This window comes from Chryseobacterium sp. 7 (genome assembly GCF_003663845.1).
GTDB lineage: Bacteria > Bacteroidota > Bacteroidia > Flavobacteriales > Weeksellaceae > Chryseobacterium.
The window spans coordinates 1,112,678-1,136,461 of the sequence record NZ_RCCA01000001.1 but is presented as its reverse complement, the minus strand read 5'-3'; the positions used below and the strand labels follow the sequence as shown (position 1 = coordinate 1,136,461).

Below are 23,784 nucleotides of genomic sequence, written 5' to 3'. Positions count from 1 at the left end.
TTGAAATTTATTGAAGGGCTTTCAAAAAGTGTGAAAAACTGTATAAAAATTAATTAAAAAAAAATTAAAAATACAGGTTTGTATTTAACTGTTGATAAGAAGGCTTACTAAATCCTGAATTACTTTTTGGGAAACAAAATCCATAAAGTCTACTCTTTCCAGATGCGGCATGTATAATTTGGAAGTTACTTCCTGATCATTAATCCTGATGGTGTAATAAACCGTTCCTACATCTTTACCGTCTTCACCTTTTCCAGGTCCTGCAACGCCTGTTGTAGAAAGGGAAATATGAGTTTCAAATAATTGCTGACATCCTTCGGCCATTTCCTGTGCCACCTGTTCACTCACTACGGTGAATTGGTCTACCGTTTCTCTGGAAACATTTAAAATTTTAATCTTTTTCTCTGTGGCATAGGCTACCATTCCGCCAAGGAAATATTTTGAACTGCCGGAAACTGAAGTGATCATTTTTGCCAGTTCACCTCCGGTACAGCTTTCTGCGGTCGAAATCGTCAAATTTCTTTCGGTAAGCATTTCTGCCAGAATATTTTCAATTTTATCCTCAGTTACGGCAATCACATGACCTTCTACCAGAGGAAGCAATTTCTGGATTTCTTCTTCCGTTCTCTGTTTCAGATCTTCTTCATTTTCTCCGGAAGCAGTAAGACGAAGCTTTACACGTGTTCCTACCGGAAGATAAGACAGTGCAATATTTTCAGGAAGCGCCAGTTCCCAGTCTTCAATTTTGTCTGCAAGAATACTTTCAGGAATACCTACTACAGAAACAATTCTGGTATGGATATAATGAAGATTGAATCTTTGCTGCAAGTAAGGAATAATCTGATCTTTAATAAGCGGTTTCACCTCATACGGAACACCCGGAAGGCTGTAGCACAATTTTCCGTCCTGTTCCATCATCATACATGGAGCGGTTCCGTAATGGTTTTGAAAAACAATAGATTTTGTGGGTACAAAAGCCTGTTCTCTGTTTCTTTCCAGAATATCTGCCCTTCCTCTTCTTTCCATGTAGCTTTTCAGGTGGTTGAAGGTTACCTCATCCAAAGCTATTTCATCGTTGAAATATTCTGCCAGGGCTTTTTTTGTTTTATCATCCCTGGTAGGACCCAATCCACCTGTGGTAATGACAAGGTCTCCCTTTTCGAAAGCAATGCTTAAAGTTTCTTTAATGGTTTCAATTTCGTCTGAGATGGTAAGAATCTGAACAACTTTTATTCCTACATTTTTAAGTTCCGTGGCGATAAAATTAGAATTGGTATCTACCGTGTTTCCGGAAAGGATTTCATCCCCGATAGTAATCAGAACAGCTTTTTCCATATGTTTTTTTGTTGAAAAAAATTCTATGCAAATGACGGAAAATTCTGTGGCTGGGGCAATATAAATTGATTTTTTCTATTTTTGACGAAATTATCTAAAACTACAATACAAATTATGTCTAAATATGATGATGCTTCATGGCATTATGGCGGTGATTTTCCGGAAGGACTTCCCCAGAAAAACGGAGCAACACACACAGGAATGTTTCTGAACTGGTGTATTCACAACAATTTGATCTCCGAAGAACTGAAGGAAGACAATGCTGAGGAAATAGAAAAAGTAAAACGAAGAGAAATTACTGGCGCTGAATTCATTATGGATGCCTGCGACGGAAAATTTTCCGAATATGATCTGAATGAACTGGGAAACCTTTTTGCAAAAGACTATTATGCAGATGATACCGATTTCGGTAACAAATACAGCTCATTTGCTGATGATTACGTGAATCTTTTCGATGGTAAAGCAGAGGAAAACGACTACGAATACGAAACATTCTATCACATAGAGGATACCTATGAAAACTATGATCTGATGAAGCAGGTTATTGATCACCGTTTTGAGGAATGGAAGGAATATATTAATAGCTAATAGCGAAAAGATAAATCGCAAAACGGCTGATTTACAAATTTGCCCTTTTGCGATTTTATTTTTTTATTGATTATGCTTCACCCAAATCAGTTCATCGGTATTATAACCTATCTTTTTTGCTTTCTGAATGAAGCGCTGACGAATACTTTCGGGAATATCAGTTGTACGGGAAAGAATCCACAAATATTTTAAACTGCTTCCAGCTACCAGCGCATATTGATAGTCTTCATCAATATCTATGACGTTATAACCAGCCCAAATGGGTTTAAAAAACGAAACTTTCAATCGGGCTTCTGTAGGATCTTTTACAAATTTTGCCTCTCCTATTGATTCATTCCATACTTTTTTAACGTAATCGTAGCCTTTATTTTTTACCTGTACTGTTCCATCCGGATTCTCCGTGTACTCTGCGGTAACATTATCCATATTTTTTTCGAACCTGTAATCAAAACGGGCTATTTCATACCATTGTCCGAGGTATTTTTTCAGATCAAAATTCTTTACAGCAGAAGCACCTCTGGGAATTCTTACAGAATAGGAATTAAAAATGATAAGCCCCAATGCTCCTAACGAAACGGGAAGTATAATTTTATGAATGGTTTTCATAACAGAAAGGATTTTGTGTGGTTATTATTAAAACGTCAAAAATAATGCCTTAAACCTGTTAAGGGACAATAAATTCTATGAAAATACTTTCAGGAAATTATCTTTAAAGCTTCCTGAAACTTCAATTTCCGTATTATCAGACAGCATTACGGTTCCGCTTTTATGATAGGATTTCACAAAATTTGTATTGATAATATGAGAACGGTGAACCCTTACAAAAGGATTTTCCAGAAGGTCATCAAAATGTTTCAGAAAACGGCATACCATCTTCTTCGAGCCATCTGTGAGGTATACCTGAGTAAAGTTTCCATCTGCCTGAAGTCTTACGATATCTTCTGTTTTTACCACGTCAAATCCCTGTAAAGTGGGTAAGATCAATTGCTGTTTTTCCGGTTTTAATTTCAGGTTTTCAAGAAGAATTTTATTCCGGTTGAGCTCATCTTTTTTCTCAAGGCTTTCTACCACTTTATTGACTGCAAGAATCAGTTCCTGAATATCAATAGGTTTTAAAATATAATAGCTTGCAGATTTATTTAAAGCCTGTAAAGAATATTGTGAAAATGCAGTGATGAAAATGGTTTCATAGGAGAACTCTTTGGTAGCTTCCAGAACATCAAAAGCATTTCCAAAAGGCATTTCTACATCCAAAAAGACCAGCTGGGGCTGCTTTTCAGCGATTAATGGAACTGCTTCTCTGATATTTTCAGCTTCGTCCAGAATTTCCACCTGCGGACAGTATTTGGTCAGATAGCTTCGTAAAACTTCTCTTGCTATGAGTTCATCATCTACAATTACGGCTTTTATTTTCATCAGATCAGAATTTAGGTGGCAGGTAATAGATTGCAGATGCAAATTAGTAATATTTAACCAATCGTACAATCAGACTCAAACCATACAAAGCATATGCCTTTTTATTTACCTAAATCTTCACTAATTTATAATAATAACCCGCCTGGATTCAGTCTATCCCAGATTGAGCTGGATTGTTACCAGAACACCGCTGTTATTTTCTTTATCTTTTACAGAGCAGCTGATATCTTTTTTGTAGAGATCGTTCAGAAGCTGAACTCTTTCCAGTGTATTTTTCATTCCTCTGCCTTCTCTCGTTTTTTGGTGCTGTGTTTTCTGCTTTTTACTTTCTTCTATTCCTATTCCGTTGTCTTCGATAAGGATTTTCAGATAAGATTCATTTTTCCCGAAGCTTAATTTTAAAAATCCTTTATCTGCTCTGTAGCGGAGTCCGTGCCAAACCGCATTTTCCAGAAACGGCTGTATAAGCATTCCCGGAACCTGGAGATTTTGCATATTCAGGCTTTCATCTACTTCAATTTCGTAATCGAATTTATCTGCAAACCGTGTTTTTTCCAAAGCAAGATAGTTCTGAAGAAGATCAAGCTCCTGCTGAAAAGGAATAAAATCTTCGGTAGAATTTTCCATCACTCCTCGCATCAGCTTCGAAAATTTGGTTAGATACTGATTCGCTTCCAGTTCATTGTTGGTTGCGATGAAGTGATTGACACTATTTAAACTGTTAAAGATAAAATGCGGATTCATTTCTCTACGCAAAGACTGCAGGGCAATTTTCTTATTTTTGCTCTGAACTTTTTTCAGCGTTCTGAAAATAAAAACAATCAATCCGGTTAAAAGAATTAAAGCTCCGATCAGACCATAATTAAAGAGATTTTTCTTTCTGATAAGCTCGTCTTTAAGCTCTTTTTCTTTTTCCAGCTGTGAAATTCGCTGTTCCGTATCTTCCAGAATTTTATTATCTACCAGACTTCTGTCTTTTGAAACAAGATTCGGAAGTTTTCCCAAAAAATCTCTGTACAGCTGAACTGATGCATCTACATTTCCTGAAATCGCATAAAGGCTGTCCAGTTTTTTTACACTTTTCTGCGCTTCCAGTGTATGACCTTTGTCTAAAGCAATTCCGTAGGCATTTTTCAACAGGTCCACCGCTTCTTTAGGATCATTCTTTTTAATATAAATATCTGCCAGCTCCTGAATCTGATTGACCTTTTCCTGTGAATTTTCTTTTACAAAATCTTCCTTCAGCACTTTCTTTTTAGCTTCAATAGCTTTATCATAGTTTTTGTTCTCGACATAAAGATCAGCCAGTTTCTGATTGATAGCAAGAGCTTGCTGAGGAGCTTCTTTTTTAGAAATTTTATAAGCTGTATTCAGATTTTCTTCAGCACTGGAAACGTCTTTCTGTTTTAAATTCACATCTGCCAATTGGCTGTAGCTTTCTGCAAGATCACCCTGTTCGTTTTCTTTTTTATTCAGATTGATATTATTCTGGATGGCTTCCGCCTTAAGTTCGGGTGTAGGAGAAGAAAGTCTTGCCACATCATTAGAGTTCACCGCTTTACTTTTTTCACTGTAGCCCATTTGTGCCGCTCTGCCATAGTTACTGATAGCAGGTGTTATTTTGTTCTGCTTTTCCTGTGATTGGGCCAATCTGCGGGTTGCTTTTTCAATATTGGGTTTGTCGTTGAGTTTTTCATACAGATTTTTTGCTTTTGTATAATACTCTTCACTTTTGGGAAAGTTTCCGCCATTGAAAAATGTTTCCCCAATGTTATAATATGAATCTGCCTGGGCGGGTTCATTCTTCGTATCCATTGCTTTTTTCAGCTTCTTTGTTTCTACCTGCACTTCTTCCACAGCAGCAGTGCTGTTATTGGTAGTTTGAGAATAGATTGTACTTCCCCAAAGCGTCAGTAAAAAGAGCGTAAAGAGTTTAAGCATTTTCATAAAACAAAGATATACATATATATAGTCTGCTCAAAAACTATTCACCAAGTGAAGTTTCCCTTTCACCAAGTTTAGTCATTGACCCTATGAGCGTAAGGCTAAGTTTGTGGCAAAATAATTCAAATTTAAAAATCATGAAAAAACAGGCATTAGGATTTTTACTCATTATGGCTTCTTTTTTAAGCCTTTCCAAAGCACAGGTAGGAGGAAACCAGATTTACAGAGACAAAAATAATGACTATACTCCTCTCAGAAACCTCCCAGAATTCAACAATTCCAATAGTTATTTCACGAATGACTCTACGTTGGTTGTCAGTGTAAAAGTATTAATGAACAAAACTGCAGACCGCTATAAACTTACTTTAGGGTTGAATGAAGAGGCTACAACGCCTAAAGTTGCCATCGAAAATATCAACAGGAGAATCAATGGTTTTATAAAAAGGATATCATCAATGGGCATCAAAAACGATGACATTTTTGTGGATTTTATCTCGCAGACGAAAATCTATGATTATGACATTAATAAAGACACTCAGGTAACCATTCAGAAAATGGATGGTTTCGAAACCAAGAAAAATATCATTATTACAGTAAACAAGCACTCAATGATTGAAAAACTGATTTCTGAAGCTTCAGACTTCCAGATTTATGATATTATTAAAGTAGATTATATCAGCAATGATATTGATAAAATCCAAGAAGACCTTCTCAAAGAGGCGTATGCTGTTTTTGACAAAAAGAAGGAAAACTATTTTAGTTTGTTTAAAAAGGAAATTATCGGCAAGCCTACAGCCACTTCAGGCTTTACTTATATTTTCCCAAAAACCCAATATCAGAATTACACTGCTCTTGAAAGTGCCAGTGTCACCTATGGATATGACACCCGATATATCAAAAAAGAAGAAAGGAAATTAAAGACCTTTTATTATGATGGAACAGATTATACAGGTTTTGATAAAGTCATCAATAACTCCGATCCTGAAGTGGGCATACAGTATATTATGAACCTCAGCGTAAAGTATGATCTGAAGAAAAATAAAGAGAAGTAAACCATTTTTCAAGACTCACCAAGTGAAAGCTCCATTTCACCAAGTCTCCCGGATTCCGGTAACTGATCTGCGTAATTTTACATCAGAATTAAAAATTTAAAACAGGAAATTATGAAATTGAAACATTTTTTATTAATCGGAATTTTAACTCTTGGAAGCTTTGTAAATGCTCAGGAAGTAAAGAAAAATGCTATTGAAGTAACAGGCGTTGCCGAAATGGAAGTAGAACCGGATGAAATTATCTTCAGCATCGGGATAAAAGCTGATAATAAAAACGATCTGGCAGACAATGAAAAGAAATTATTTGACATCTTAAAGAATGCGGGAGTAAAAAACGAGGATATCAAGTTCAAATCTATGTATCAGAATATCTATTCTAAAACAGCCAAGTTTTCTAAGAACTATCAGTTTAAAGCCAGTACAAAATCAAGTCTTAGCAAAATATTTGAAGACCTGAACCAAAAATGGGTAAGCAGCCTGAATATTGCGGAGGTAAAAAATACCAAAATTGCAGATTTCAGAAAAGCAGTGAAGATCAACGCTTTGAAAGCAGCTAAAGAAAAAGCTGATTATTTGTTGGAAAGCATGGGCAAAAAAACAGGAAATGCTCTTGAAATTGTAGAGATAGAAGACTACACAAGCGATATGATAATGCCTGCAGCTTATAAAGGAAGAGCAAGCAATATTCAAATGGAAATGGCTGATGCTCCGGTAGATTTCTCCTTTGATAATATTGAAAACATCAAGCTGAAATACAGCATCAAAACAAAATACGAAATTCTTTAAAATAACGGATTTAAAAAGGCAGTTCCTCCGGAGCTGTCTTTTTTTATGCGTGTTGCCAAATTCACCAAGTCAAACTACTGCTTCACCAAGTCTCCCAATTTACAGCCTTAAATAGAGATAATTTTACTTTAGAAATTCAAAATAATAAACAATGAAACGCTATTTTTTAATATTAATCACCTTTTCGGTTTCCTTTCTCAAAGCACAGGAAATCAGAAAAGAAATTGAAGTAAAACAGGCCACCGTATTTCTACAGGGGGCAAAAGTTTTTGGAACTACGAATGTGAGTCTTCAAAAAGGGAGAAATATGGTGAAGATTGTCAACCTTCCCAATAATCTGGATGAGAATACCTATAAAATCAATCTTGAAAAAAATACAACACTTCTTTCCATCACGCCTCAAAGCAATTTTTTGAAAAACGATGAATTGTCAGAGAGTGAAAAGAAGCTGGAAACGGAAAACAAAAAGCTTCAAAGGCAAGTCAGCCTGCTGAATATTCAAATTAAAAACCTGACGGGTGAACAGCATATCATAAATGATAATTTAAAAATTTCGACCAATGATAAATCTACACCGCAGGAGCAGCTGATTAAGCTTACTGAGTTTTACAGAAAGAGAATGCTTGAAATTGACAATCAGGTATTTCTTTTAAATGAACAGAAGACAGTTTTGGATGAAAGCATTGCCAAGCTCAACAATCAGTCTGCTGAAGAGCAAACCCATAAAAATACCAACCCTAAAGAGCTTCTGCTGGAAATTCTTGCTGATCATGAAACCAATCTGAATCTTGGAATAAGTTATATCGTTTCAGATGCAGGGTGGATTCCTTCTTACGATTTGCGTGCGGAATCTGTAAAAAAACCGCTGGAAATGGTTTATAAGGGCAAAATTTATCAGAAAACCGGGCAGGACTGGAAAAATGTGAAACTGTTTGTTTCTACTTACAGACCTTCTTATAATCAGGACAGACCTATCTTATCTCCGCTTTATGTAGCTGAATATACACCTTACAACTCTCAGATGGAAATAGCAGGATATAAATCTAAGAAAGAAATTTCAGCTGCAAACGCTTATCAGATGAGAGAAGATGTTGCTGTAAAACCAAGCCAGATTCCTGTAGCTACCGTTTCAGATAGCCAGATGAATGTGATTTATGAATTGAACTACAATCAGACCATCGTAAGCCAGGAAAAAGAACAATATGTGATTCTTGATAAAAAACTGGTTGATGCTACCTACAAATATCATACGGTTCCGAAGCTGAACAATCAGGTATTTCTGATGGCTTTTGTGAAAAACTGGCAAAACCTCAACCTCATCAATGGAGAAGCTAATATCTATTTTGAGGATAATTATATAGGAAAAACCAATATCACAAGCAATTATGTAAAAGATGAATTCCCGATTTCTTTGGGAGTGGATGAAAGAATTACGGTAAAGAGAATCAAGCTTGAAGATAAAACATCTCAAAAAGCAATGAATGCTAATAAATGGGAAACTGAGTCTTACCAGATCAGCATTAGAAATAATACGAAAGAAAATATTGAACTGGAAATTCTTGACCAGCTTCCCATCAGTGAAAACTCTAAGATTCTGGTAAAAACAATAAACCTTGGAGGTGGAATTCCCGATGAAAAAACCGGAAGTATTTTATGGAATAAAAACATTGGATCGGGCAGTTCAGAGAAGATCACTTTCTCTTACGAAGTGAAATATCCAAAAGAGATGCAGATCCAGTATTATAGCAGATAATTTAGAAATATATTTTAATCAAACATGAAAAGTCCAGCAATTTTTTTGCTGGATTTTATTTTATTAGTGTTATTAACAAGATCTTTGTTTTTATAAGAAAACCGCTTCAGGCGAAGCGGCAAAACACATGTAATAAATCTGGTTGTATTCAAAGAACAACCAAACAAAACTTAATGAAAAAAAATATTTTTTTGATTTGTATACATCTCTTTAATCTTCTATTAATCATACTTACAAATGTATATAAACTATCATTAAAAAATCTTAACATAGTGAAATAATGAGTATTTATTAACAGATGATAATTAATTTTCAACAAAAGTTAATAAATGAAATATACCCGAATTTGCTGCAAAAAAACACCATAAATTATTGTTTTTTTGTGATTTATTAAGACATAAATGTTGGATAAACTCATAAATTAGCAATACAAAAACAACAAATGATAAAATCGAACGAATTCACCAAAATCTATTTCGAACAAAATGATTTTCTTACTGAAAAAGATAAAGAAAAGCTGCTTGAAATGGCTCAATTGGTGACCTATCCTATGAATAAAATAGTATTACACCGGGGAGAACAAATAAGCCAGGTAGGTATAATACTCAGTGGTTTAATCAGAGTCTATGATAAGAATAATAAAACGGTCTGGATTGTTTATGAAAATCAGCCTTATGGTTCAATGGAAGTTTTAGCACTCAACCGTCCCTCTACGGTAACCTATGAGACACTAGAAGAAACGACTATGTTTTTACTCAATTATGCTGAACTGGAAGATACTATTAAAGATTATCCCAATATTGGAAGGCTGCTTTTAATGTATTGGAAAAATACCGCAATGGCAATGTATGGGCACTTCTATTCTTTTCTGAGCCTAACTCCTGAAGAGAGATATTTGCAGTTGCTTCAACAAAATGCAAAATTAATTCTACGGGTAAAATCCAAAGACCTCGCCACCTATTTGGGAATGCATCCGGTATCTTTAAGCAGACTGAAAAAAAGATATTTTATACAAAATAAGTAGTCTTCAAAAAAAAGAAAAAGAGATTTGAAATACTATCTTCCAAACTTAAAATATCTTGACAGCGGATGTTTTTTACTCTTCATAAATAAAGAAGCCATTTCCATCCCTGTTATGGAAAAAGTGATACCATTTCCTCCAAATCCCAGAACAAAATACGAGTTTTTAAATTTTGGGTGTTCGCCGATGTAAGGAAGTCCGTCTTTGGTTTCCCCAAAAGTTCCCGCCCAGACAAAATCTGTATAAAAATGGTAATCCGGCTTTATTCTGTTTAGGTTTTTCAGAATCTCTTTTTCTTTTTTATGCAAAATGGTATCCCGTTTTTCTGCATCATAAAAATCTTCATCTCCACCTCCAATCAGAAGTCTTCCGTCATCGGTAGTACGCATGTATAGATAAGGATCATCGGTATTCCAGACTAATGTGCTGCTGATATTTTTAAACTTATCTTTATCTATTTCTGAAACGACGGCATAGGTGCTTTTCAGATTGACAAAATTTTCTTTCAGCAAATTTTTACTTTCGTATCCTATACAGTAAATGATTTTTTTAGTTTTGATTTCGAATCCGCTGTCTGCTGTAACCAGATTAAACCCTTTATGCTCCTCTACTTTTACCATTTCAGTCTTATCAAATATCTTCAATCCTTTCTTTACATTGTGCATGAAGAGCTCATGGGCAAACTGAAAGGCATCAATACTGGCTCCCTGCTGGGATAAAATTCCGCCATAGGTATTTTCAAATTCAAATTTTTCTAAAATCTCCTCTTTTTCCAGCCATTGAACTTTAAATCCATTTTGTTTTCTGGCCTCGTATTCTTTCTTCAGCCATTCTACGTCTTTCTTTTTTGAAGCAAAATACAGTGATTTTTTTCGTTTGAAGCCAGCATTGGATCGGGTCAGTTTTGAAAGTTTTTCCAGCTTGTCAATAGCCTCACTGCAAGCCGTATAACTCAGAACAGCTCCTTTTTCGCCTATCTTTTCTTTCAGCTCAAACAAAGGAACATCTATTTCGTACTGCAGCATTGAAGTAGTAGCAGAGGTACTTCCATTACAAAGTTCTCTTTTATCAATAAGGATTGTATTATAACCATCTTCTATCATCTGATGAGCCATCAGACTTCCTGTAATACCACCACCTATGATGAGAACATCACATTCTTCGTTTGATTTTAATGAAGGGTAAGATGCTAATAATCCGTTTTTTAAAAGCCAGAAAGGTTCATTCGATTTCAAATTCATATTGATATTTTATGTGTAAAATATCAATATTTATACCTTTTTTAACAATAATGCATTAAATAATGGTGTAATTATTGTTATTTTTTTAAACTAAACCACCAAAAAATATTCATTATGATAACAATTATTCCAGAAGCTCCGGAGAATGTTGCAGCATTTAATGCAACGGGAGAAGTAACGAAAGAGGATTTTGAAAGACTGGTAATTCCGCGTGTAAAAGAGAAGGTAGAGCAATTCGGTGAACTGAATTATTTATTGTATTTGGATACCGATCTGGATAATTTTACCGTAGGAGCATGGCTTGAAGACTTGTTGCTAGGATTGAAAAATCTTACCAACTGGAATCGTTCAGCCATCGTTACAGACAAAGAAGGCATACGTGATTTCACCAGTATTTTCAGTGTTCTGATGCCGGGAGAATTTAAGTCTTTCCCTAAAGAAAATTTATATAACGCGCTCTACTGGTGCAAAAATGGAGATGAAGTAGAGGCTTAAAAGTTATTTTTATAAAAAGAGCCTGTTTCAGTGAGAAACAGGCTCTTTTTTATGTTCGTATATAATTTCTTATTTATCACACGATACACATTCTGGCGTTACTTCTTCCTCATTCTGAGTTTTGGAGCCATAAAGATACATATATCTTACACTGATAACCACTCCAATAAAAGTCATACCAACCCCTACCAGTGACGGATAATTAAACGAATATCCATATTCTAAAGGAATTCCCCCCAGGAAAGCTCCCATTGCATTGGCAATATTAAAACCAGCCTGCATAAAAGCAGCGGCCATCATTTCGCTTTTCGGGGCAGCCTTCATCATCATAATATTGATGGGTGAAGCAATAGACATAGATAAAGCACCACACATGAAAGTCAGTACCAGAGCAATATTTTTATATTCTGCCAGGAAGAAAACCCCTCCAAGGGAAATCATCATCAGGAAAATCAGAAGTGCACAGGTCTTTTCTGGTCCCAATTTATCGGAGACAATACCTCCAACCAAATTTCCGACTACCATTCCTGCTCCGGCAAGAACCATCACATATGCCATCTGGCTGCTTTTGATTCCTGCAACAACGGTCATTAAAGGAGTAATATAGCTTAACCATGTGAATAATCCTCCAAATCCGATCGCTGTAATAGCCAATACCAGCCACGACTGTTTGTTTTTCAGGAATTTAAGTTCTTCCATGAAATGCGTATTCTGGTTAGATTCCATTGCAGGAAGCCACAGTTTTAAAAATAAGATGGCAAAAAGCCCAATTAATGCTACAATGGCAAAGTACAATCTCCAATGGAAAGTATGGCCGATGTAGGTGACCAAAGGTACCATCGCGAGGTTAGCAACCGTAAGCCCTGTAAACATCATGGAGATATAAAAGGCTTCTTTTCCTTTTCCTGCCATTCTTGAAGCGACTACGGTTCCTACTCCGAAGAATGCTCCGTGAGGAAGTCCGGACATAAAACGGATCACCAGCATACTGTTGTATCCGGGAGCAATTGCAGAAAGTCCGTTAAATAATGTAAAAAGGATCATGAAAGCCATCAGAACTTTTTTGGGTGGGAATTTCACGGAATACCCAATCAGAATAGGTGCTCCGATAACTACTCCCATGGCATAAGCAGAAATTAAATGTCCGGCTTGCGGAATGGTGATCTGTAATGTTTTTGCAATATCCGGTAACAGTCCCATAACGGTAAATTCCGTGGTTCCTATCCCTAAACCACCAATAGCAAGCGGTATTATTCTTTTATCAATCTTCATTGTATCTAAATCTTTTTTCTGAATTAATTTCGTTCAAAATAAAAGATCAACTGGGTATCTTTATTTTGAAAGTGCAAAAATCGAAAGAAAGTTTGAATTTCACACCTCTTTGAATGATAAAAATTTGCTCCATATTAACCTTTTTGTTTAAATTTAAATTCAGAAACAATCAAATCAGAACAAAATGAAAATCCAGAAAGAAATTATTGAGTTTGAAAAAGGAAAATCATTCAAGCTGTTTTCCCCTTCTCTGAAAAACTGTTTTTTCTGGCATTATCATCCGGAAATTGAACTGGTATATGTGGAAGTGGTAAATGGAATACGACATGTTGGTAAAAATATCTCCGGGTTTACAGACAGTGATCTGTTACTGATCGGCTCCAATGTTCCCCATCTTAATTTTGACTATGGCATTCAGACCGAATGCAAACAGCTGGTATTGCAGATGCGTGAAAGCTTTCTGCAGGATATCATCCTTCCTGTTCCTGAATTTGAAAATATTAAAACCCTTTTAGAACGATCATATCTCGGGCTTTCATTTTCCGGAGAAACAAAAAATACAGTGGTTGAAAAAATGCAGATCCTTAAAGATAAAAACTCCTTTGAATCATTGGTAGGATTAATTGAAATTCTACAGATCCTCTCCGATTCTACGGAAGTAAAAGAACTCAACAAAGAGGATACTAGGATCAAGTGGTTTTTGAATGATAAAATCAGAATGGGCACCATCTACGACTACATCCACGAAAACTACGACAGGAAACCTAATGTAAATGAAGTGGCCAAAGTTGTGAGTCTGAGTACACCTGCTTTCTGCCGTTATTTTAAAAAGCAGACCAATATGACGTTTACAGATTTTGTCAACAATTACAGAATCAATCAGGCTAAAATATTCCTGTTAAAAGATCAGTCTGTGACGGAAGTATGTTTTCAGGTAGGTTTTGAAAGTCTTTCTTATTTTAATAAATTATTTAAACAACATACGGGAGAAACTCCTTCAGAATTCAAGAAGAAACATTTCAGACCTATTGAAATTAATGGGCGGATTGGAGTGATTACAAAGGATACTACCTGCTAAGTAATTTTTAATGAGGTAGACTAAAGCCCACTGGTGTGGATATTTTTGTGAGTGTTGTATAAACCACCCCGTCAAAAATTCTTTGAATTTTTGCCACCCCTCCGAGGGAGGGGAATGATGCAAGCCGTTATTGTAAAGATTGCCAATCCTAATCCCTATAACCTCTGTCCTACCACCTGCTACCTATCATCTACCACCTGTTACCTAAAAAAACAAAAAACCGTTCATTTCTGAACGGTCTGTATTTTAGTGAATATGTTTTTCTGCATGGTAAGAACTTCTTACGAGTGGAGAACTCTCGACGTGTCTGAAACCTAAGCTTCTTGCAAAATCTCCGAACTCATCAAATTCTTCAGGAGTGATAAATTTCTTTACCGGAAGATGTTTTTTAGTCGGCTGAAGATATTGTCCAAGAGTAATTACATCTACGTTGGCATTTCTGATATCTTCAATAGTCTGGAAAACCTCATCTTTCGTTTCACCTAATCCAAGCATAACCCCTGTTTTGGTTCTTCTTTGTCCGGCTTCTTTCAGATATCTTAATACTTCAAGGCTTCTTTCATATTTTGCCTGGATTCTCACTTCTCTGGTCAGACGTTTTACCGTTTCCATGTTGTGAGAAATCACTTCCGGAGCTACATCTACCAATCTGTCAAGATGTTTTGTAAGTCCCTGGAAATCCGGAATAAGAGTTTCCATGGTGGTTCCCGGGGAAATTCTTCTTACAGCATTCACTGTTTCTCCCCAAAGAATAGATCCCATATCTTTCAGGTCATCACGGTCTACAGATGTAAGAACGGCATGTTTGATCTTCATTAATTTGATGGATCTTGCCACTTTTTCAGGTTCATCCCAGTTTACATCCAGCGGTTTTCCTGTTTTCACGCCACAGAATCCACAGCTTCTGGTACAGATATTTCCTAAAATCATGAAAGTAGCTGTACCTTCACCCCAGCATTCTCCCATATTCGGGCAGCTTCCGCTTTGGCAAATTGTATTTAATTTATATTTATCAACCAATGTTCTCAGCTCTCTGTAATTCTTTCCGGTAGGAAGTTTTACGCGGATCCATTTTGGTTTTTGAACGGTAGTGTCTTGAACTGAATTTTCCATTTCTAAAATTGAAGTTCAAAGTTAAGGATTTTTTAATGGAAACCATCAACCGGATATATTGATGAAATTGATCATTCAAATTTCATTTGTATATTTATGTCTTCAAAATATTCTTATGAAAAAAATATTCTTCTTTTTCTTCGCGGTATGCGGAACATTTTGTCTTGCCCAAAAACAATTCCAGCCCATAGGTTCTTCGATTATTGAGACAGTAGACGGAGATCTTGACGGTGATAAAATTCCTGAAAAAGTAATTATTTACAATACAAAGGATACAACAGATATGGGAAACATCCGTGAAATTCAGATCCTGAAAAAAGTGGGCGGAGCATGGACTATTCTTGAAAAATCCAGAAATGCTGTTATGGAAAGCAGCGCTGGAGGCATGATGGGCGATCCTTACGGAGAAACGAAAATAGAAAAAGGAATTCTTATTATTTCCCAAAATGGCGGAAGCAGCTGGAAATGGGATGTTACAGACAAATATAGATTTCAGAACGGACATTTTGAACTCATAGGAACTTCTACAACCTCAGGAAGACCCGGTGATTACTGGAAAGAGGTAGATTTTAACCTTTCAACAGGACAGCTGAATTATTCAAAAGAGGTAGAAAATACGGCAGAATATGGTAAATCTTTAAAGGAAACTTATATTAAAAAAGGGCTAAAGATTAATCTGCAGAACAGAAATCAGGAAAAACAGCAGAAAATAGTTCTTCCGAAAACAAAAGAAGAGGTTTATTTTTAAGCAATGTATTTTAAAATTTAAGTTTTAGCTAAAGCCAATTTTGAATCTTGTCATTCTGACGAAGGAAAAATCTTACTGATGAACAAATTTATGAGATTCTTCACTGCATTTATGAACTACGTTCGCAGACTATCAGCCTGCGTTCAAAATGACAATACCATTTCTATTGAATATTATTGAGTTTAATTATCATCAAACTCATTATTCTTTAACAGTTCGGCTAAGACTTTTTTGGCTCGCATTACCCTTACTTTGGTGTTGGCAACAGAAATTCCCAGTTCATCGGCTATTTCTTTGATGCTTTTTTCTTCAAAAAATCTCAGTTTGATAATGTCCTGATAGTTGGCATCCAGAGATTCTATTGTTTTGATGATCTTCTTCTGTTCTTCTTCAGAAATGAGAAGTTCTTCCGGAGATTTTGCGTATTGATTTTTAACTTCATCCAAATTTTCAACGGCATCTTCATTATCACGGTTCTTTTTTCTCCAAAAATCGATTACGGTATTCTGGGCAATGGTAAGAACCCAGGTTTTAAACTGAAAATGAGGATCGAACATATCCAGCTTCGACAATACTTTTGAAAAAACATTTACGGTAATTTCATCGGCATCATTTTCATCTCTCACCTTTTTCATGACAAAAGAGAAAACGTCCACCCAAAAAACATTAATGAGTTTAGTCTGGGCCTTCTGGTCTTTATCTTTGGCCTTCTGTATGAGCAGGAATAGCTGTTCGTCGTTCATTAATAACAAATATAGATTATTTAGGGTGAAAAAACAAAGGGATAAAAAGGTTAAGCCATTCTATTGTTAAAGTGGCCGGCCAGAAAGTTTTGTGATATTCTTATTTTATATTCCTACCCTATTGCTCTTTTGCTTTTTTATCCTTAATACTTCTGAATTTACTATCTTTGCATCTTAAAATTTTAAAGTTAAAAATCAATGAATTCCTTTATAGAAGAACTGAAATGGCGTGGTCTGTTTGCCGATATGATGCCAGGAACCGATGAACAACTGAATAAAGAGGTAACTACTGCATATATTGGTTTTGATCCTACTGCCGATTCTTTACATATCGGAAGTCTTATCCAGATAAAAATTTTAGCGCACTTCCAATTACATGGCCACAAGCCAATTGCTTTGGTAGGAGGTGCTACAGGAATGATTGGTGACCCATCCGGAAAATCTGCTGAAAGAAATCTTTTGGATGAGGAAACTCTTTTACATTATGTTGACTGCTTAAAGAATCAGCTTTCAAAATTCTTAAACTTTGAACGAAATGAGCCCAACAAAGCTGAACTGGTTAACAATTACGACTGGATGAAGAATATTTCTTTCCTTGATTTTGCTAAAAATGTCGGGAAGAATATCACGGTCAACTATATGATGGCTAAAGATTCTGTAAAGAAAAGATTATCAGGAGAAAGCGGTGTAGACGGAATGAGTTTTACAGAATTTACTTACCAGTTGATCCAGGGATATGATTTCCTTCACTTATACCAAAACAATAATGTAAAACTACAGATGGGAGGTTCTGACCAGTGGGGAAATATCACTACAGGAACAGAATTGATCCGTAGAAAAGCGCAGGGTGAAGCTTTTGCCTTAACAGTTCCTTTGATTACCAAAGCGGACGGTTCAAAATTTGGGAAGTCTGAAAGTGGAGAAAATTACTGGCTGGATAAAAAGAAGACCTCTCCATACAAATTCTACCAGTTCTGGCTGAATGCTACTGATGAAGATGCTGAAAGATTCATCAAGTTCTACACATTCTTAGGAAAAGAAGAAATTGAAACTTTAATTGAAGAGCATAAAACAGCTGCCCATGAAAGAAAGCTGCAAAAGAAACTGGCAGAAGAAGTAACAGTTTGGGTACACGGAAGAGAAGAGTATGAAAAAGCACTGAAAGCTTCTGAAATTCTTTTCGGACGTTCTACAGCTGAAGATCTGGTAAGCCTTGATGAAGAAACTTTCCTTGAAGTTTTTGACGGAGTTCCTCAAAAAGAAATTGCAAAAGCAGATGTTCTGGGAGTGAATATTGTGGATCTTCTTTCTGAAAAATCAGGTTTCTTAAAATCTAAGAGTGAAGCCCAAAGAGAGATTAAAGGAAATGCAATCTCTGTCAACAAGCAAAAAGTAAATGATACTTTTACGGCTAATGAAACAGATCTTATCGACGGCAAATTCTTATTGCTACAAAAGGGTAAGAAGGCTTATTTTATTGTAAAGATAAATTAATTTAATCTTCTAAAATAAAAAAAATCCTGATTTTTCAGGATTTTTTTTAGCAATGTACATATCAATCTATCTTATATTCTATATTATATTTTGTCTCAGTTTTAAGATCAACTCCTGTAGTTACTACTTCTTTTTTCAAAACACCATCTACATAAATTTGAACTTTTAAAGTAGAAGAATCGTCAGCACCAGTTGCATTTATACTAAGAACAGCATCTACAGCTAAAGGTTTACCTACACCTACAGAAATTACACTTGTAATTTCAGGGCTTGCCCATACGTTACTGTTAATATTTTTGACAATGATAAAATCTGCACTCCCAGGTTCATCATTATATTCGGCACTTGTAATATTAATTCCTGCAGACCCCTCTGCTTTGTAAACCACTTTATGAGTTACGGGATAAACGCTGTGATCATCATTATTGCAAGAAGTTACTATAGCAAATAAACCTATGATTATTAAAGATAAAAATAGCGTTGTGCTCCTTTGAAAGCTTTTTTGTTTTGTCATTTTTAAAGTTTTACATTTATACAAAGTGACATAAAACCAGTCCTATATTCCAAAAAAAAACATACAACAAACCTACAACACAACAAATAACACATTGGTTTCCAGATATATTAAAATTGATTACAGTCATATTTCACACCATAACTAAAGCTGTGAAACAAATTCACGGCTTAGTTGAGAAAGCTACCATTTTTTTAAATTCCATATAACTTTCAAAACTGAAGAATCATCTACTCCTCTAGCTTTTACAGTTCCTATTTGAATTTGGTTAGCAGTTTCTCCTGCATGTAATTCTTCTTTATGAATATATTCCGAACTTATACAGATGGTACCATCAAAAGCACTTTCATTACTTACACCATTACCATTATCAACAACAGATGTAATATTTGATCCTGCAGCAGATGCTTCTGCTTTAAACATTATTTTATGGTATATATCGTATTCCTCTTCACCAAAGAAATTACGAACGAGAATATTCCTATGATTTTCAGAAATACTTTTCTCTATTTTGTCAGTTAGCATAGCATCGTTCATTTAAATTATTCAAGCTTTGATATTCGTTTCTATTTCTAAAGTCTTATACTTTTGATTTTGTAATCTTATTAAGATATAATTTTTAATGCAAAAAAACAGCTACCACATAGGCATTACACAATATTAACTATTGTGTATCAATCATTTAAAATCTTTCTAATAAATCAAAATTTCAAATATGCTATATCTTAGTCAGACCTATGTAATATTTGTATAATAGATATAGAATAAAAAAATCCGCCTCAAAATTGAGACGGATTTTTTATATCAATAATTAAAATAATTTTATGGCTCTAAGAAACTGTAATCGATAGAAGCAACCAATACACCTTTACCTTTTTTCTTCACAGTTCTTGCAACTTCTCCGTCTATATAAAGAGTAATTGTTAATTCAGAATTATCATCCGGCATAGATGCATTAGCATCAAGATTCAGCTGTGCCTGACTAGAGTTCACAAAGAATTCTCCACTCGTCCACGGTGAAGTCACGGGGGACTGCGGGGTATTGTAGATGGTATTCTGAGCTGTGCCTACTTGCGTTACAACACTTATAATATTTCCTCCGGCTGTGGTTTTCACTTCGAATTGAACCACATGATCCTGAAACTCTTCGTCATCATCTTTTTTACAAGAATTCACAACGGTAATTACAGAAAATAATAAAACGAATAAAAAAGAAAGTCTAAGTAAACTTTTTGAATTGTAAAATTGCTTCATTTCTCCAAATAGATTTTTTAATGTTTCAAATATAAGTTTTTTATTAATATAAAAATAACTTTTATGAAAAATTTCCAATAAAGATTTCCAAATAATATCAAATCAACAAAAATAAAAACACAACATTAAAGTCCAAAAATACACTCCAAAGAATCAATCATTAAACATCCGGCACATCCTCCTAAAGTTCATTGTATGAATAATAAAAGTGGAGATTTTGCAGGTAATTTAATTATCTTTGTTCCATGAATTTAGATTATCTAGTAAGAGAACCGGAAAATATTACGTCCAAAACTCCCATTCTTTTTATGCTTCACGGTTATGGCAGTAACGAGCAGGATCTTTTTAGTTTCAGGGAAACCCTTCCCAGTGACTGGATTATTGTAAGTTTCAGAGCTCCGTGTGATACTCAATTTGAAGGATATTCCTGGTATGATATTAATTTCAACGATCCCGAAAACTTTATTGATGTTCCCCAGGCTACAGAATCTTTAAATGCAGTGCTGGAAAGCATGCTGAAGATTATTAACCATTATGGCCTTACGGAAAGCAAGGCGCATTTATGCGGTTTCAGCCAGGGAGGAATATTGTGCTATGCTTTAGCATTGAAACATCCTGAACTGTTCAATTATGTTGCCTGCCTAAGCAGTTATCCGGAGGAGAAAATTCTGGATGGTATCGTAAAAGACAAAAAGAAACTGGAAGGACTTCGTTTTTTCATTTCACATGGTACCGATGATGCAGTCATTCCACTTGAATGGGGAAGAAAAGCGGCAGATCTTCTTTATGACCTCAGCTGTTACTTCACTTTCAGAGAATATATGAGCGGCCACGGTGTTAATCAGAAGAATTATATGGACCTTATGGAATTCTTTTCCAAATAAACAGAGTTCCAATTTGAAATAAATTCAACAGAAAACACTACTTCATTGTAGTTTACATAAACATTCCAGCTTTTGGAATGTTTTTTTTTATCATAACGATAAATTCAGTAAATTCAGTAAATGAAATTCAAACTGCTTTTATTGGGATTATTTCTTAGCATTTTTATAAATGCCCAGAATTCTTTTGAGTTGATTAATACTAAAAAAGCGGTTATTCCTTTTCAGTTGATCAATAATCTTATCTTTATTCCCATCAATGTAAATGGTGCGGAGCTAACCTTTTTACTGGATACAGGAGTTTCGGAAACCATTCTTTTCAGTCTGGAAAATAAGGAACTTAAGCTGAGCAATGTGGAAAAAGTAAAATTTTCCGGTCTTGGAGGCAGTATAAGTATTGATGGTTTAAAATCTGACCGCAATATTGGCAAAATAGGAGACGGAATTGTAAATACCTCCATGTCTCTTTATATTATTATTGATGAAGAATTTAATATTTCGCCCCATGTAGGAATTCCTGTAAATGGAGTTATCGGGTATCATTTTTTCAAAGACCACCCTATTTATATAGATTACAGCGCTAAGAAAATTACCGTGTATGAAAATGCAGATGCTCTGCAAAAGAAAATCAAAAGGTTTGAAGAATTTCCGATCACCATTGAGAAAGATAAGCCTTATCTGTACGGCGGTGTAGAAATGACGAATGAGAAGAAAGATTCAAAACTGCTGATTGACCTCGGAAACAGTGATGCTATATGGCTCTTTCCTACTCTTATCAAGAATTTTGTTTACAACAGACCTAATATTGATGATTTTCTGGGCCGTGGTTTCAATGGAGATATTTATGGTAAAAGAAGCCGGATTCATAATTTCTATCTTGGAAAATTCAAGTTTGAAAAACCTCTTACCGCTATGCCGGATGAGTTTTCTATTCAGCATGTTAATATGGTAGACAACAGAAAAGGCTCCATAGGCAGTGAGCTTATGCGGAGGTTTACCGTAGTTTTTGATTACGCCAACCATACACTTTATTTGAAAAAAAACAGATATTTCGATGATCCTTTTCATTTTAACATGAGCGGGCTCGACTTCAAGCAGGACGGACTGGAATGGCAGGAGGACAGGGTAAAAATTGAAACCCAAAAATCTAATATGTCTACCACTGAAGTATATAAAGATGCTTTTCAGTATAAATTTAAATTAAAACCCATTTTTTCCATTGCCGGAGTAAGAAAAGATTCTCCCGCTTATCAGGCAGGTCTCCAAAAAGATGACAGAATTCTAACCATCAATGGAGAGCAAACCTCGGATATGACTCTGGAAAAAATAGTAGAACTCATGAAATCCAATGAAGGCAGAAATATTACTATGGTCGTTCAACGAAAAACTCAAAAACTGACATTGAGCTTCGCTTTGGAAGATCCCATTCCTTATCAAGAATAACAATATGAATACTGAAGAAAGCACCTTAGACAGAATAAGAACCAGACCCAGATTTAAAATGTTTACTCACCTTACCAAAGAAGAGTATGCTGAAAGTTTGAAAAAATATATGGAAGAGCATAAAAACGAGTTTTCAGGCAATATCAATAAAGAAGTTGCTACCATCTGGGTGAAAACAGAATATGATAACTATTGGAAACCCCGCCTTGCTTTAAGGGTAGAAATGGAAGATGAACATACGGCTATACGTGGAGTATTTGGTCCAAGTTCTGCGGTGTGGACATTCTTCATGTTCCTCTATTTTTCCTTTTCTATTCTCTGGATGACTTTCTTCACCATGTATTACGTAGAAAAACAAATAAAAAGCGCCGAATACCCGTGGGCACTGAGCGCTTCTTTTGTGATGTTATTTTTTATTCTTCTTACTTATATAGCCGCCAGATTCGGACAGCATAAAGGAAAAGAGGAAATGCTTAAACTGAGAAGGTTTGCTGAAGAATCTACTCTTCAGTTTGAAAAGAAAATTAATTAGACAGAGGTTCTACAGGCTTTTCATTCTGAACAGGTGCAGCCGCTGCTCTTGCCGCTTTGATGGAATCTGCTACTTTTTCTCTGTTGCTTTGCTCTTTCAGCATTTTCGGAACCTCAGGTTCAAGAAGCTTGGTTAATTCTTCAACAGAAATATTATTAGCATTAGGATCATCCAAAAGTTTTCTCCACGGTTTCCTTCCGCCCCATTTATAATCTCCGAACACCATTACGGCTGTTCCTCTTGCTTTAGTTGTAGCACCACCAGGATTCAGAATCCAGGTATCTGCATAAGAATACAGCCATTTCGCATCTTTTCTCAGCAATCGTAAACATGAGTGTGAAGCAGGATATCCCGGAAGTGTATATTCATGCCATCCGATACCTCCTAAATTGTGAATATTAAAGTTATAAGGAAGTTTCCATTCGCTGCTCACAGTAGAAATAGCCAGCTCCTTTTTCCAGTTGGCAAAAGTAAGCCCTCTGGTAGTCTGAGCTGCTTTTTTACCCATACTTGTAGGTCCCCATTTCACAAGACTTCCGTTGGAATAAACTCCAAAAGCCTGAATAGGATATGAGAAGATGACAAACTTCTTCACCCCGCTCAATACATCCAGCTGCATGGGAAATGGTGAATACGCCATCAAAGTTGTATCTATTTTGGCCGGAACCACCAGTGTATCGGCATTCCATTTACTTTTAGAATCCAGTCTGTTTAATGCTAAAATAGCGGTACGCTCTCCTACACTGTATTTTTTACTGTATTCTGCGTAGATAGAATCTCTCATCTTTTTGTCCTTTGGAAGAACAAAAGCATTATAAAAACCATTCTCCTGCATCACAGGTGGAACGGATTCTTTCTTTACCACAGGAACAGAATCTTTCTTTATAGAATCCTTTTCTACCTCCTGAACTTCGGAAGATGAAACAGTATCTTTAAAGGTATCACTTATTTTCTCTATCTCCTTTTTACAGGAAACAAGAAAAAAAGCACACAAACAAGCATAAAGAAAGGATTTTTTCACAGATATGTTTTTCATAAATAAATCGGCCATTTAGTTTGGCTACCCAGTACAAATATCAGA

General features: G+C 35.5%; 24 protein-coding genes. 12 read left to right on the top strand and 12 right to left on the bottom strand.

Annotated elements, in window-relative coordinates:
• Positions 1–84: 84 nt before the first annotated feature.
• Positions 85–1,335 (bottom strand): CinA family nicotinamide mononucleotide deamidase-related protein, encoded by a 1,251-nt coding sequence (locus tag CLU97_RS05320; RefSeq protein ID WP_121487002.1) that lies wholly within the window; start codon positions 1,333–1,335, stop codon positions 85–87.
• A gap of 114 nt (positions 1,336–1,449) precedes the next feature.
• Here CLU97_RS05320 and CLU97_RS05315 point away from each other — a divergent pair, with 114 nt between their 5' ends.
• Positions 1,450–1,923 carry a hypothetical protein gene (locus CLU97_RS05315; protein WP_121487001.1) on the top strand — a complete coding sequence of 158 codons (474 nt, stop codon included), beginning with the start codon at positions 1,450–1,452 and terminating at the stop codon, positions 1,921–1,923.
• Between the two features lie 63 nt (positions 1,924–1,986).
• Here CLU97_RS05315 and CLU97_RS05310 read toward each other — a convergent pair whose 3' ends face one another.
• From CLU97_RS05310 to CLU97_RS05300, 3 genes are all read right to left on the bottom strand, one after another.
• A complete protein-coding gene (locus tag CLU97_RS05310) occupies positions 1,987–2,529 on the bottom strand; it encodes a lipocalin family protein (RefSeq protein WP_121487000.1) in 543 nt (180 codons plus the stop codon).
• A gap of 75 nt (positions 2,530–2,604) precedes the next feature.
• A complete protein-coding gene (locus CLU97_RS05305) occupies positions 2,605–3,339 on the bottom strand; it encodes a LytR/AlgR family response regulator transcription factor (protein ID WP_121486999.1) in 735 nt (244 codons plus the stop codon).
• A 153-nt stretch (positions 3,340–3,492) separates the two neighbouring features.
• Positions 3,493–5,286 carry a histidine kinase gene (locus CLU97_RS05300; RefSeq protein ID WP_121486998.1) on the bottom strand — a complete coding sequence of 598 codons (1,794 nt, stop codon included), beginning with the start codon at positions 5,284–5,286 and terminating at the stop codon, positions 3,493–3,495.
• Between the two features lie 134 nt (positions 5,287–5,420).
• On the opposite strand from CLU97_RS05300, the gene CLU97_RS05295 reads away from it, so the two are divergent.
• The 4 genes from CLU97_RS05295 (at position 5,421) to CLU97_RS05280 (ending at position 9,898) form a co-directional block, all read left to right on the top strand.
• Positions 5,421–6,335 carry an SIMPL domain-containing protein gene (locus tag CLU97_RS05295; RefSeq protein ID WP_183084520.1) on the top strand — a complete coding sequence of 305 codons (915 nt, stop codon included), beginning with the start codon at positions 5,421–5,423 and terminating at the stop codon, positions 6,333–6,335.
• A 111-nt stretch (positions 6,336–6,446) separates the two neighbouring features.
• On the top strand, positions 6,447–7,121 hold the full coding sequence (locus tag CLU97_RS05290; protein ID WP_121486996.1) for an SIMPL domain-containing protein: 675 nt from the start codon (positions 6,447–6,449) through the stop codon (positions 7,119–7,121).
• Positions 7,122–7,272: 151 nt separating this feature from the next.
• Positions 7,273–8,874, top strand: a complete 1,602-nt coding sequence (locus CLU97_RS05285) for a DUF4139 domain-containing protein (RefSeq protein ID WP_121486995.1) — start codon at positions 7,273–7,275, stop codon at positions 8,872–8,874.
• Between the two features lie 442 nt (positions 8,875–9,316).
• Complete coding sequence (locus tag CLU97_RS05280) at positions 9,317–9,898, top strand: Crp/Fnr family transcriptional regulator (RefSeq protein WP_121486994.1); 582 nt, start codon at positions 9,317–9,319, stop codon at positions 9,896–9,898.
• Positions 9,899–9,930: 32 nt separating this feature from the next.
• On the opposite strand, the gene CLU97_RS05275 is transcribed toward CLU97_RS05280, so the two are convergent.
• Positions 9,931–11,136 (bottom strand): NAD(P)/FAD-dependent oxidoreductase, encoded by a 1,206-nt coding sequence (locus CLU97_RS05275; protein WP_121486993.1) that lies wholly within the window; start codon positions 11,134–11,136, stop codon positions 9,931–9,933.
• Between the two features lie 114 nt (positions 11,137–11,250).
• Here CLU97_RS05275 and CLU97_RS05270 point away from each other — a divergent pair, with 114 nt between their 5' ends.
• Positions 11,251–11,631 carry an STAS/SEC14 domain-containing protein gene (locus tag CLU97_RS05270; RefSeq protein WP_034692101.1) on the top strand — a complete coding sequence of 127 codons (381 nt, stop codon included), beginning with the start codon at positions 11,251–11,253 and terminating at the stop codon, positions 11,629–11,631.
• Positions 11,632–11,700: 69 nt separating this feature from the next.
• Here the strand turns inward: CLU97_RS05270 and CLU97_RS05265 are convergent, their stop codons facing one another.
• Positions 11,701–12,903, bottom strand: a complete 1,203-nt coding sequence (locus CLU97_RS05265; protein WP_121486992.1) for an MFS transporter — start codon at positions 12,901–12,903, stop codon at positions 11,701–11,703.
• 184 nt (positions 12,904–13,087) lie between these two features.
• Between CLU97_RS05265 and CLU97_RS05260 the strand changes: the two genes are divergently transcribed.
• The gene (locus tag CLU97_RS05260) at positions 13,088–13,981 is read left to right on the top strand and encodes an AraC family transcriptional regulator (RefSeq protein WP_121486991.1); all 894 of its coding nucleotides are present in this window, start codon (positions 13,088–13,090) and stop codon (positions 13,979–13,981) included.
• Positions 13,982–14,227: 246 nt separating this feature from the next.
• On the opposite strand, the gene lipA is transcribed toward CLU97_RS05260, so the two are convergent.
• A complete protein-coding gene (gene lipA, locus CLU97_RS05255) occupies positions 14,228–15,094 on the bottom strand; it encodes a lipoyl synthase (protein WP_034692098.1) in 867 nt (288 codons plus the stop codon).
• Between the two features lie 115 nt (positions 15,095–15,209).
• Here lipA and CLU97_RS05250 point away from each other — a divergent pair, with 115 nt between their 5' ends.
• Positions 15,210–15,842 carry a hypothetical protein gene (locus tag CLU97_RS05250; RefSeq protein ID WP_228437529.1) on the top strand — a complete coding sequence of 211 codons (633 nt, stop codon included), beginning with the start codon at positions 15,210–15,212 and terminating at the stop codon, positions 15,840–15,842.
• Positions 15,843–16,024: 182 nt separating this feature from the next.
• Here CLU97_RS05250 and CLU97_RS05245 read toward each other — a convergent pair whose 3' ends face one another.
• Positions 16,025–16,585: an RNA polymerase sigma factor gene (locus tag CLU97_RS05245; RefSeq protein ID WP_121486989.1), complete on the bottom strand. Its 561-nt coding sequence runs from the start codon at positions 16,583–16,585 to the stop codon at positions 16,025–16,027.
• A gap of 198 nt (positions 16,586–16,783) precedes the next feature.
• Between CLU97_RS05245 and tyrS the strand changes: the two genes are divergently transcribed.
• On the top strand, positions 16,784–18,079 hold the full coding sequence (gene tyrS, locus CLU97_RS05240; RefSeq protein ID WP_121486988.1) for a tyrosine--tRNA ligase: 1,296 nt from the start codon (positions 16,784–16,786) through the stop codon (positions 18,077–18,079).
• Positions 18,080–18,140: 61 nt separating this feature from the next.
• On the opposite strand, the gene CLU97_RS05235 is transcribed toward tyrS, so the two are convergent.
• The 3 genes from CLU97_RS05235 to CLU97_RS05225 all read right to left on the bottom strand — a co-directional run bounded on the left by CLU97_RS05235 (position 18,141) and on the right by CLU97_RS05225 (position 19,847).
• Positions 18,141–18,593 carry a hypothetical protein gene (locus tag CLU97_RS05235; protein WP_121486987.1) on the bottom strand — a complete coding sequence of 151 codons (453 nt, stop codon included), beginning with the start codon at positions 18,591–18,593 and terminating at the stop codon, positions 18,141–18,143.
• Positions 18,594–18,776: 183 nt separating this feature from the next.
• Positions 18,777–19,118: a hypothetical protein gene (locus CLU97_RS05230; RefSeq protein WP_147436446.1), complete on the bottom strand. Its 342-nt coding sequence runs from the start codon at positions 19,116–19,118 to the stop codon at positions 18,777–18,779.
• Between the two features lie 297 nt (positions 19,119–19,415).
• Positions 19,416–19,847 carry a hypothetical protein gene (locus CLU97_RS05225; RefSeq protein ID WP_228437528.1) on the bottom strand — a complete coding sequence of 144 codons (432 nt, stop codon included), beginning with the start codon at positions 19,845–19,847 and terminating at the stop codon, positions 19,416–19,418.
• Between the two features lie 245 nt (positions 19,848–20,092).
• Here CLU97_RS05225 and CLU97_RS05220 point away from each other — a divergent pair, with 245 nt between their 5' ends.
• From CLU97_RS05220 to CLU97_RS05210, 3 genes are all read left to right on the top strand, one after another.
• Positions 20,093–20,731 carry an alpha/beta hydrolase gene (locus CLU97_RS05220; protein ID WP_121486984.1) on the top strand — a complete coding sequence of 213 codons (639 nt, stop codon included), beginning with the start codon at positions 20,093–20,095 and terminating at the stop codon, positions 20,729–20,731.
• Between the two features lie 120 nt (positions 20,732–20,851).
• On the top strand, positions 20,852–22,171 hold the full coding sequence (locus tag CLU97_RS05215) for a PDZ domain-containing protein (protein ID WP_121486983.1): 1,320 nt from the start codon (positions 20,852–20,854) through the stop codon (positions 22,169–22,171).
• Positions 22,172–22,175: 4 nt separating this feature from the next.
• A complete protein-coding gene (locus CLU97_RS05210; protein WP_121486982.1) occupies positions 22,176–22,703 on the top strand; it encodes a hypothetical protein in 528 nt (175 codons plus the stop codon).
• Here the strand turns inward: CLU97_RS05210 and CLU97_RS05205 are convergent.
• Positions 22,696–23,739 carry a L,D-transpeptidase gene (locus tag CLU97_RS05205; protein ID WP_121489659.1) on the bottom strand — a complete coding sequence of 348 codons (1,044 nt, stop codon included), beginning with the start codon at positions 23,737–23,739 and terminating at the stop codon, positions 22,696–22,698. The genes CLU97_RS05210 and CLU97_RS05205 overlap by 8 nt on opposite strands.
• Positions 23,740–23,784 lie beyond the last annotated feature (45 nt).

Bases quoted from the DNA above. Each gene is read 5' to 3' on its own strand.
- CLU97_RS05310 (WP_121487000.1), bottom strand. From the start codon at position 2,529: ATGAAAACCATTCATAAAATTATACTTCCCGTTTCGTTAGGAGCATTG.
- CLU97_RS05315 (WP_121487001.1), top strand. From the start codon at position 1,450: ATGTCTAAATATGATGATGCTTCATGGCATTATGGCGGTGATTTTCCG.
- CLU97_RS05235 (WP_121486987.1), bottom strand. From the start codon at position 18,593: ATGACAAAACAAAAAAGCTTTCAAAGGAGCACAACGCTATTTTTATCT.
- CLU97_RS05270 (WP_034692101.1), top strand. From the start codon at position 11,251: ATGATAACAATTATTCCAGAAGCTCCGGAGAATGTTGCAGCATTTAAT.
- CLU97_RS05290 (WP_121486996.1), top strand. From the start codon at position 6,447: ATGAAATTGAAACATTTTTTATTAATCGGAATTTTAACTCTTGGAAGC.
- CLU97_RS05250 (WP_228437529.1), top strand. From the start codon at position 15,210: ATGAAAAAAATATTCTTCTTTTTCTTCGCGGTATGCGGAACATTTTGT.
- CLU97_RS05225 (WP_228437528.1), bottom strand. From the start codon at position 19,847: ATGAAGCAATTTTACAATTCAAAAAGTTTACTTAGACTTTCTTTTTTA.
- CLU97_RS05265 (WP_121486992.1), bottom strand. From the start codon at position 12,903: ATGAAGATTGATAAAAGAATAATACCGCTTGCTATTGGTGGTTTAGGG.
- CLU97_RS05220 (WP_121486984.1), top strand. From the start codon at position 20,093: ATGAATTTAGATTATCTAGTAAGAGAACCGGAAAATATTACGTCCAAA.
- CLU97_RS05320 (WP_121487002.1), bottom strand. From the start codon at position 1,335: ATGGAAAAAGCTGTTCTGATTACTATCGGGGATGAAATCCTTTCCGGA.
- CLU97_RS05245 (WP_121486989.1), bottom strand. From the start codon at position 16,585: ATGAACGACGAACAGCTATTCCTGCTCATACAGAAGGCCAAAGATAAA.
- CLU97_RS05285 (WP_121486995.1), top strand. From the start codon at position 7,273: ATGAAACGCTATTTTTTAATATTAATCACCTTTTCGGTTTCCTTTCTC.
- CLU97_RS05205 (WP_121489659.1), bottom strand. From the start codon at position 23,739: ATGAAAAACATATCTGTGAAAAAATCCTTTCTTTATGCTTGTTTGTGT.
- lipA (WP_034692098.1), bottom strand. From the start codon at position 15,094: ATGGAAAATTCAGTTCAAGACACTACCGTTCAAAAACCAAAATGGATC.
- CLU97_RS05215 (WP_121486983.1), top strand. From the start codon at position 20,852: ATGAAATTCAAACTGCTTTTATTGGGATTATTTCTTAGCATTTTTATA.
- CLU97_RS05230 (WP_147436446.1), bottom strand. From the start codon at position 19,118: ATGCTAACTGACAAAATAGAGAAAAGTATTTCTGAAAATCATAGGAAT.
- CLU97_RS05275 (WP_121486993.1), bottom strand. From the start codon at position 11,136: ATGAATTTGAAATCGAATGAACCTTTCTGGCTTTTAAAAAACGGATTA.
- CLU97_RS05295 (WP_183084520.1), top strand. From the start codon at position 5,421: ATGAAAAAACAGGCATTAGGATTTTTACTCATTATGGCTTCTTTTTTA.
- CLU97_RS05305 (WP_121486999.1), bottom strand. From the start codon at position 3,339: ATGAAAATAAAAGCCGTAATTGTAGATGATGAACTCATAGCAAGAGAA.
- CLU97_RS05300 (WP_121486998.1), bottom strand. From the start codon at position 5,286: ATGAAAATGCTTAAACTCTTTACGCTCTTTTTACTGACGCTTTGGGGA.
- CLU97_RS05280 (WP_121486994.1), top strand. From the start codon at position 9,317: ATGATAAAATCGAACGAATTCACCAAAATCTATTTCGAACAAAATGAT.
- CLU97_RS05210 (WP_121486982.1), top strand. From the start codon at position 22,176: ATGAATACTGAAGAAAGCACCTTAGACAGAATAAGAACCAGACCCAGA.
- tyrS (WP_121486988.1), top strand. From the start codon at position 16,784: ATGAATTCCTTTATAGAAGAACTGAAATGGCGTGGTCTGTTTGCCGAT.
- CLU97_RS05260 (WP_121486991.1), top strand. From the start codon at position 13,088: ATGAAAATCCAGAAAGAAATTATTGAGTTTGAAAAAGGAAAATCATTC.